Consider the following 6,353-nt stretch of genomic DNA (forward strand, 5'->3'; position numbering starts at 1 on the left):
GCTCGAGCTCGTCGAGCCCCGCCGCATGGCGCCAGGCGCTGAACGTGTCGGGCATGTCGCGATGGATTAGGGCGGTCAGCTTCTCGATCTGTTCGGGGCGCGTGACCGGATCCGGCCCGTCGAGCAGAGTCCGGGCGCCGATCACATAGACATTATTGGTATCGAGCCGCTTGGCATAGAGGCTGGGATCAGGCTCGCGCGCCAGCGCGATCGCGGCGTCGAGTCCGTCGCCGACCCGTGCCATATTGTGCCCCGCCGTATCGATATCGAGATGGATCTGCGGGTAGCGCGCACGCAGGTCGCCGAGATGCGGAAAGATGCGTTGCGACGCGAACAGCGGCAACACACCCAAGCGCAGGCGCAGGACCTCGACCCCACTGGTCATATATTCGACCGCGTCGGTCAGCCGGTCGAGCACCGGCGCGATCTGCTGCAACAGCCGTTCACCGTCGCTGTTGAGCGCCACCGCCTGATGCCGGCGTTCGAACAAGGGCTTGCCGATGAAGCGTTCGAGCGCCTGAATCCGGCGGCTGAGCGCCGGCGCGGACAGAGCTAATTCCTGCGCGGCAGCCTTGACCGACCCGGTGCGGGCGACCTGAATAAAGGCCTCGATCGCGGTCAGCGGGGGCAAACGCCGCATGGAAATCCTCTCCTTTGGCCCTGTTGTTGTGCAATGCGTCACATACCGATGCTTGGAACGCTATCATCCCCTCTCCGTGAAAGGAAAGGGTTGATTGCGAAAAATGCATGTTACCGGTATCACTTCGCACTTGCACAATAATGTGCTGCGCTGCACATAGAGCAGGCCTTTCAGGCATCCTCTCCTAAAAACTTTCCCGGCCGGGCCCCTTGGGTCCGGCCTTTTTTTGTCTCGATTCGCGGCCGCCTGATAGCCGCCCTCTCGCGCTTCGGGAACCGGGTCACTATCTCACTCGCTCTCGATTCTTCCGCTCGCGAAACAAGGTGACCCCGATGGCAGACGGCGACGATGCCCCCCAACGCAAGCTCCAGGTCGCCAATGCGCGACCCGAGGATAGTGGCCGCGGACTGGCGCACATCCCGCGTCCGCTGATGGCGCAATTGGGCATCGGCGAAGGCGACATCATCGAAATCGTCGGCAAGTCGACCACCCCGGCGCGCGCGGTCGCGCCCTATCCCGAGGATGAGGGGCTCGAACTGATTCGCATCGACGGCCTGCAACGCGCCAATGCCGGCGCCGGGTCGGGCGATTATGTCGATGTGCGCAAGGCCGAGGCCAAGCCGGCGACGCGCGTCGTGTTCGCCCCCGCCCAGCAGAATCTGCGCTTGCAGGGATCGACCGGCGCGCTCAAGCGCACCTTTTTCGGCCGTCCGCTGTGCGCCGGCGACGTCGTCGCGACGGCTGGGCAGCAGCGCATCGACCCCGACGGCGTCCCGCCCAACGTCGCGCAATATCTCCGCGCGCCGGCTTATGCGCTGCAGGAAATCCGCCTCGCGGTGATCTCGACCGTTCCCAAGGGGATCGTGCTGGTCGACGAGAATACCGAGATCGAGCTGCGCCCCGAATATGAGGAGCCAAAGGACGCCCGCCGCGCCGACGTCACTTATGACGATATCGGCGGCATGGCCGATACGATCGACCAGCTGCGCGAAATGGTCGAATTGCCGCTGCGCTATCCGGAGCTGTTCCAGCGCCTGGGTGTCGAGCCGCCCAAGGGCGTGCTGCTCCATGGCCCGCCCGGCACTGGCAAGACGCGCCTGGCGCGCGCGGTCGCCAATGAGAGCGACGCGCAATTCTTCCTGATCAACGGGCCCGAGATCATGGGCTCGGCCTATGGCGAATCCGAAGGAAAGCTGCGCCAGGTTTTCGAGGAAGCGGCCAAGAACGCGCCGTCGATCGTGTTCATCGACGAAATCGATTCGATCGCGCCCAAGCGCGGCAATGTGTCGGGCGAGGCTGAGAAGCGCCTCGTCGCGCAGCTGTTGACCTTGATGGACGGGCTGGAAGCGCGCGCCAATCTGGTGGTGATAGCCGCGACCAACCGGCCCGAAGCAGTCGACGAAGCGCTGCGGCGACCCGGCCGGTTCGACCGCGAGATCGTCGTTGGCGTCCCCGACGAGCGCGGCCGCCGCGAGATATTGGGCATCCATACGCGCGGCATGCCGCTCGGCGACCGCGTCGACCTCGACGAGCTCGCCCGCACGACCTATGGCTTTGTCGGCGCCGACCTTGCCGCGCTCGCGCGCGAAGCGGCGATCGAGGCGGTGCGGCGGATCATGCCGCGGCTCAACCTCGAGGAGCGTACGATCCCGGCCGAGGTGCTCGAGACGCTGGCGGTCACGCGCGAGGATTTCCTCGGCGCGCTGAAACGCGTCCAGCCCTCGGCGATGCGCGAAGTGATGGTCGAGGCGCCGCGCGTCCGCTGGGAGGATGTCGGCGGACTCGACGACGCGCAGATGCGCCTCAAGGAAGGCGTAGAGCTACCGCTCAAGGACCCCGATGCGTTTCGCCGGCTGGGCATCCGCCCGGCCAAGGGCTTCCTGCTTTACGGCCCGCCCGGCACCGGCAAGACCCTGCTTGCCAAGGCGGTGGCGCGGGAGGCCGAGGCGAACTTCATCTCGACCAAATCGTCCGACCTGCTCAGCAAATGGTATGGCGAAAGCGAGCAGCAGATCGCCAAATTGTTCGCCCGTGCCCGCCAGGTCGCGCCGACGGTGATCTTCATCGACGAGCTCGACAGCCTGGTCCCGGCGCGCGGCGGCGGGCTTGGCGAGCCGCAAGTCACCGAACGCGTGGTCAACACGATCCTGGCCGAGATGGACGGGCTGGAGGAATTGCAGTCGATCGTCGTGATCGGCGCGACCAACCGGCCTAATCTGATCGACCCTGCGCTGCTGCGCCCAGGCCGGTTCGACGAGCTGATCTATGTTGGCGTGCCGGACGAGAAGGGTCGCCGTCGCATTCTGGCGATCCAGACGCAGAAGATGCCGTTGGCCGACGATGTCGATCTCGATCGCATCGCCACGCGCACCGACCGCTTCACTGGCGCCGATCTCGAAGATCTCACCCGTCGCGCCGGCCTGATCGCGCTCCGCAAGAATATCGACGTCAAGCAAGTGACGATGGCCGATTTCGAGGACGCGTTGGTCGATTCGCGTGCGTCGGTGACGGCGGAGATGGAGCGCGATTACGAACAGCTCGCCGCGACGATGAAGCAGGATGCGGCGTCGCTGCAGCCGTTGGGATTCATTGCGCCGGGACAGTTGCGGCCACATGGGCCGAAGGGGACGGATTGAAGGCCGGCGCCTGCGCGCGCAGCAGCATGGGCATTACGAGCAACGCCCATTCCTGACCTGGATTCCCGGTCTCGCGGGAATCCAGTGATTGATCTTCTATTTTGCGTATTTACCCAACGTCTTGCGGCTTGCTTCGCGCGATCGATCGGGCTTAGTCTCCGCCCAAATTGGGGGTACAAGACATGGATCGGTATTCGGGCAACGCGCAGGGCGCGGAGCGGTTTAGCGTGGGCATTGAGGACACGACCACCGGTGTCGGCGCGTCCTCCACAAGCCACATCACGACGCTGCAACCCCAGACGACGATCCTTGCGCCCGCAGCGACAAACGTTGCAGCGACCTTCGCGCCGGGAACGCTGTCGATCACGCGAGTATCGACCGATTCGACCGGTGGACAACTCAACCCCAGCAATTTCGACGGTGATCTGTCGCCCGACGGGACGAAGGTGGTCTTTTACACAAGCGACCGGTCTGTGATGCCAACCGGTATCAATGGTGGTCTCGTCATAAAGGATTTGAAGACCGGGGAGGTCACTTTCTTCGCGATAGGCACCCGTCCCCATTTTTCGTCAGACGGAACAAAGATCGTTTTCCAGAGCGATTCGTCTGACCTCGTTGCCGGAGACACAAACGGTAGCTCCGACGTTTTCGTCAAGGATATCGCCAGCGGCACAGTCACGCGGGTGTCGACTGACGCATCCGGAAGCCAAGGGAATGACTATAGCTTTCTTCCAGTATTTTCAGCTGATGGCACTAAGGTCGCCTTTGGAAGTAATGCGACTAATCTAGTCGCAGGTGATACCAATGGTCACCGAGATATTTTCGTTAAAGACCTTCTGACCGGCGCGATCACACTGGCATCCGCCAGTATCGCTGGTGTCACGGGAAACGGTGACAGTAACCAATCCTCGTTGTCGCCTGACGGGACGAAGGTCGCGTTTGACAGCTGGGCGAGTAACCTCGTCGCCGGCGACAACAACTTTGCCTCGGATAGCTTCGTCAAGAACCTCATTACTGGAGAGGTGACGCTGGTTTCCACGACAACAAACGGTGCGCTGGCTAACGGCATCAAGTCTACGGCGACTTTTTCGCCGGACGGCAGCAAGGTCGCCTTCTACGCCCAATCGACCAACCTCGTCCCTGGCGACACCAACAATGCCACGGATTTGTTCATCAAGGATCTCAACACGGGTGAGATGACCCGCGTGTCGACCAACACCGCGGGGGAGCAAGGAAATAGCGATACAACCGTCTTCGCCTTCTCGCATGATGGCACCAAGATCGCCTTTGCCAGCTACGCTACTAATCTGGTGCCCGGCGACACTAACGGCCGACAAGACCTCTTCGTCAAGGATCTCCTTACCGGAGAGGTTACACCCATCACGGTTGAGGCTCCGCACTATTTGGCAGGACCGGCCGACATCTACGCAATTAGTTTCTCAAGCGACGACAGTGAATTGATCTTTACCAGCCAACTCGGGACCCTCGTCCCCGGGGACACGAACACAAACTATGACGTCTTCCTAGTCCGCCTTCCGGCCACGGGAGCACCGACCTATGTCGAGAACGGCGCCGCGGTTCAGGTCATTTCGAGCGTCAATGTCGGCGACAGCGACAGCAGTAATTATGCCGGCGGCTCATTCGTCGTCGCGATCACCAATTCGCATGCGGGCGACGCGGTCACCCTGTCGGGCCCGGGGATCGGCGTCGCCGGCGGCAATGTCAGTTATTACGGGGCGATCGTCGGCACGCTGACCAGTTCTCCGGCCGGCCTGTCGATCGCGCTCAATGCCGCGGCCGACGATTTCGCCGTCAAGGCGCTCGCCCAGGCAGTGCATTTCTCGAGCAGTTCGGACAATCCGACCAATGCCGACCGCACGATCGAGTTCACGCTCAACGACGGCAGCGGCGGGGCGACGAGCTTCGATCGCGTCGTCCATGTCACCCCGGTCGATGATCCCGCGGCCGCAACCAACGACAGCGCGGGCGTCGCCGCCAATGCGATGATCGTCGGCGGCTCGGTGATCGCCAATGACGACCCCGACGGCCCTTTTCCGGTCGTCGCGACGGTCGCGACCGTGAATGGATCGGCGGCGAACGTCGGCACGCAGATCACGCTGGCGTCGGGCGCCCACCTAACGCTCAACGCCGACGGCACGTACACTTATGACCCCAACCACGCCTTCGACACGCTGAGCGCGGTGACCGGTGCGACCAACTCGACCGCGACCGACAGCTTCACCTATTCGCTCGCCGGGGGCTCTACGGCGACGGTGACGATCACTATCCAGGGCAGCAACACCAACGTCCCCGGCATCGGCAGCGCCGGCGACGACATGCTCTTCGGCACTGTCGGAAACGACCGGCTCGATGGCCGAGCGGGTGCCGATACCATGTCCGGCGGCGCCGGCAACGACACCTATGTCGTCGACGATACCGGCGACCAAGTCATCGAGAATCCTAATGCCGGAACCGATACGGTCGAATCGTCGATCAGCTATGTGCTCAGCGCCAATGTCGAAAACCTGACCTTGACCGGCAACGCGGCGATCAACGGCACCGGCAACGCGCTCGCCAATGTGATCCGCGACAACTCGGCCGGAAACACGCTGACCGGCGGCGCGGGCAACGATGTCTATTACGTGCGCAACGCGGCCGACGTGATCGTCGAGGGCGCTGGTGAGGGGACGGCCGATACGGTGCTGGCGACGGTGAGCTATGCGCTGGGCGCCAGCGCGCAGGTCGAACGGCTGGCGACGACGGATTCGAACCTGACGACCGCCCTCAACCTGACCGGCAATGCATACTCGCATACGATCCAGGGCAATGCCGGGGTGAACACGCTGACCGGTGGCACCGGTAACGACAGCCTGTTCGGTTATGCCGGCGATGATCGGCTCGATGGCGGCCAGGGCGCCGACCAGATGACCGGCGGCGTGGGCAACGACACCTATGTCGTCGACAATGCCGGCGATGTCGTCGTTGAAAATGCCGGCGAGGGCACCGACACGGTCGAGTCGTCGATCAGCTATACGCTCGGCGCCAATGTCGAGAACCTCACCCTGACCGGTGTGAAC

3 protein-coding genes are annotated in these 6,353 nt (G+C 63.2%); 2 read left to right on the top strand and 1 reads right to left on the bottom strand.

What is annotated here, in order from left to right; genetic code table 11:
• Positions 1–640, bottom strand: a 640-nt coding sequence (locus SAS01S_RS21210) for a LysR family transcriptional regulator (protein WP_066813098.1), incomplete at its 3' end; no start/stop codon positions are given.
• 332 nt (positions 641–972) lie between these two features.
• Between SAS01S_RS21210 and SAS01S_RS21215 the strand changes: the two genes are divergently transcribed.
• Positions 973–3,276 carry a CDC48 family AAA ATPase gene (locus tag SAS01S_RS21215; RefSeq protein ID WP_066813100.1) on the top strand — a complete coding sequence of 768 codons (2,304 nt, stop codon included), beginning with the start codon at positions 973–975 and terminating at the stop codon, positions 3,274–3,276.
• A 911-nt stretch (positions 3,277–4,187) separates the two neighbouring features.
• Positions 4,188–6,353: cadherin-like domain-containing protein (locus SAS01S_RS21220; RefSeq protein ID WP_174545000.1), on the top strand; the 2,166-nt coding region annotated here is incomplete at its 3' end.

It is taken from the genome of Sphingomonas asaccharolytica NBRC 15499 (genome assembly GCF_001598355.1).
In the GTDB taxonomy this organism is placed as follows: domain Bacteria; phylum Pseudomonadota; class Alphaproteobacteria; order Sphingomonadales; family Sphingomonadaceae; genus Sphingomonas; species Sphingomonas asaccharolytica.

Excerpts from the sequence above, each read along its gene's own strand:
- SAS01S_RS21215 (WP_066813100.1), top strand. The coding sequence starts at position 973 with ATGGCAGACGGCGACGATGCCCCCCAACGCAAGCTCCAGGTCGCCAAT.